This is a genomic window from Desulfobacula sp., from assembly GCF_021107415.1.
The window spans coordinates 1-2,845 of sequence record NZ_JAIOSW010000461.1 but is presented as its reverse complement, the minus strand read 5'-3'; the positions used below and the strand labels follow the sequence as shown (position 1 = coordinate 2,845).

The following is a 2,845-nucleotide window of genomic DNA, read 5'->3' as shown; positions in this document are numbered from 1 at the left end:
GCTTCCAGTTCATTTAAAACATCCACGTATCGATTTGCATCTTTCCAGGGAAATTTCATCGTAATCCTGGCTTTGCTGAATTGTGAGTCCACGAGTCTTTCCAGATCATCGGTTCCACCGTTTTCAAAGAGAAGCAGTTCCTGGGCAATTAATTTTTTATCTTCGGGAATCGCATAAAACTCCAGTCTGTTTTCATTTAATGCCTTGTGAATATTTTTCAAGGTATCGGCAAGGGAAAAAGATTTTCCCACAAAAAGGTCGTCTTTCCTGTATTTTTCAGCAACCTGGTTTATCATTGCAAGTTTTTTCATCATCTCAGGGTCATGCAGACCGTTTTCTTTTTTTGTATCAATTATAAATTCCGCGGTAACTGTTCCATTCAGTGCCTTGTCAATTTTTTGAGTGGCAACTTTTACAGACTCGTCATCAGGAAACCATGCCAGGTGATTATGTGAAAAATTGAGCTTTGCCATCCCCACAATAGCCAGAAAGGTTAATATTAATGTTACAAACATGACTTTTTTAGGGGATTGTATTGAAAACCGCCCCATTGCCAGCAATATTCTATCTATTAAAGACTCTTTTGCAGGCTTGTCTGCTATATTCTTTGTTTTAATGGGTGTAACAGCCAGAAGCGCGGGCAGAAAAAAAAGAGTAAAAAACAAGGCAAGCAAAACTCCGATGGGAGCATAAATTCCCAGTTCGGCTATGGGGAGTATCTTGGCTGGTATAAATGAAATCAGGCTTCCTGCGGTGGTCAGACTGGTCATCATAATTGCTAAGCCCGAATGGTGGAAAGTAAAAGCAATAGCATCTTCTTTATTTTGATTTTTATCAAAGTGTGAATAAAATATTGCCAGAATATGGACTGAAGCGCACACCCCCACAACCAGGATAAATCCAGGTAAAATTTGTGTGATAGGTGTAATGGGAGCCGAAAAAAATGCCATTATTCCCAAAGTTGAAGCCATGGAAAAGGTTACGACAATCAACGGGTAAACAACACCGCTGATTCTTCTAAAAATCAGCATAAGCAGGATTGAAATGGCAATAAAACATCCAGCTGTAAAGCGGGGTGTATCCGTTTGAATATGATGTTTAACCGTACCTATAATGACCGGTGATCCTGCAATCTCAATGGGAAAATTTTTTGAGTTATATTTTTTTGCGATTTTATATATGGCTTCTAAAAATTCTGAATTTTCCCGGTCAGTTATTGCAACATGAATATAGCTGTCATCTGTTTTTTCATCAAATTCTTCGAGTTCATTTCCTAAAATTTCATCTGTCTGGGAAAAAGCAACGGATCTTACCAGTATAGCAGTATGTTTCTCGTCACCTGAAATGATCAGGTTATTGTATAATGGTGTTTCTCTTATTCTTTTTATTTTTTCCTTTAACATGATTATATTTTCAGGGAAATCTTCCATAAGTTTTTCAACTATCAGCTCGTTTTCCTCTCCCCATGTCGACGTAATATTGATAAGGCTTTTCACCTCATCAAGATAGGGTGTTTTTTCTTCAAGCTCTTCGTGAAAGGCTTTCAGCTTCCTTAAGAAACTCAAATCATAAAGATTCGGCGGGCTCACCGATATAACAACCACTTCATCCAGACCGAATTGCTCCTGGAAAGCTTCATATGTCAGCCTGGTTGGATCATTCTTATGAAAAAAACCAACTGTAGATGCGTCAAGATTTGTTTTGGGGAGTTGAGATGCAAAAAGCATTGTTAACAAAACGGAAATGATTAAAAAACACCATTTTTTTTGGAAAATATATCTTCCCAGAGTTTCAAAACGATCCTCAATAATTAATTTAATTTTGTGCATTTTTCTCTCCTTTAATATAGTTCCGCCCAGGTTGTATGATTAATCAATCCGAATTTTTTTAATGACTCGCAAAGCTCTTGCCCGATCTGGCTTCCATGGGGATCGATACTATCGGTGTAATAGTTGATAAGGACAAGAAAATCGGTCTTCACGGGCGTATTTTTGAAAAATTGCATATCACAATGTTTTTTGGCTGTTTTATTTGTATCTATTGTTTCCATAAGTATCTGTACAATTTTGTCAGAATAATTACCTGTAGTTCTTAATCTTATAAGTTCAATATATTTCATACATACCCCTCCTCTTTTGAAATTAAATAGAGCATAGACTGTGCCAAGTATTATAGTGTTGTAATATCAAGATGTTATAAAGAAATGATTAAGAATATATCATATTTGACACTTGAAGTGTCATATGCGATAATTATAGCTTCATAATGTCAAATATGATACTTTTTTTATATTTATTCAGGAGTAATCATGAAACATGATAAAAAAATTAATGAAAACGAGTTTTTCCGTGAAGCAGCACTTCGGATTTGTGGAACCTTTGAAATTGAAAAAGCATTATGGAATTGTTTTAAGTATATTTCAAAATTTATAAAGGTGGACAGGGCATATCTTCATTATTTTAAACCTGAAGAAAAATGTGGAATCATATTTGCACGGGCTGACCATGACAGAGGACAAAGGGTCAATATCAAGTCCTTCCCCCCTTCTGATGTATGGAAGCTAATGAAAAGCGGTGAAATGCCTGACCAACTACTTTTTAACCGGGCAAATGAAGATCCTATGGGAAGTTATATGTTAAGCACCACCGGGATTCATGAAAAATGTTCTCTTATTGTAACCAAGCTTATTGTCGATAATAAGTGGCTGGGAGGAATCAGTTTCGGCGCATTTGGCTGGGACCATTATGATGATAAAGATCTTCATCTTCTTAAGCTTCTCAGGACTCCTTTTACAATCGCTCTTTCCAACAGCAAAAGATATTATGAATTGCTGGAGCTTAAAAAT

Annotated in this window: 3 protein-coding genes; 1 reads left to right on the top strand and 2 read right to left on the bottom strand. The window is 36.3% G+C overall.

The window, feature by feature from the left end:
- Positions 1 to 1,829, bottom strand: a 1,829-nt coding sequence (locus tag K8S13_RS23295; protein WP_291466123.1) for an MMPL family transporter, incomplete at its 3' end; no start/stop codon positions are given.
- An 11-nt stretch (positions 1,830 to 1,840) separates the two neighbouring features.
- Positions 1,841 to 2,119: a hypothetical protein gene (locus tag K8S13_RS23290; protein WP_291466122.1), complete on the bottom strand. Its 279-nt coding sequence runs from the start codon at positions 2,117 to 2,119 to the stop codon at positions 1,841 to 1,843.
- Between the two features lie 189 nt (positions 2,120 to 2,308).
- Here K8S13_RS23290 and K8S13_RS23285 point away from each other — a divergent pair.
- The coding region (locus K8S13_RS23285; protein ID WP_291466121.1) for a hypothetical protein at positions 2,309 to 2,845 on the top strand (537 nt) is incomplete at its 3' end.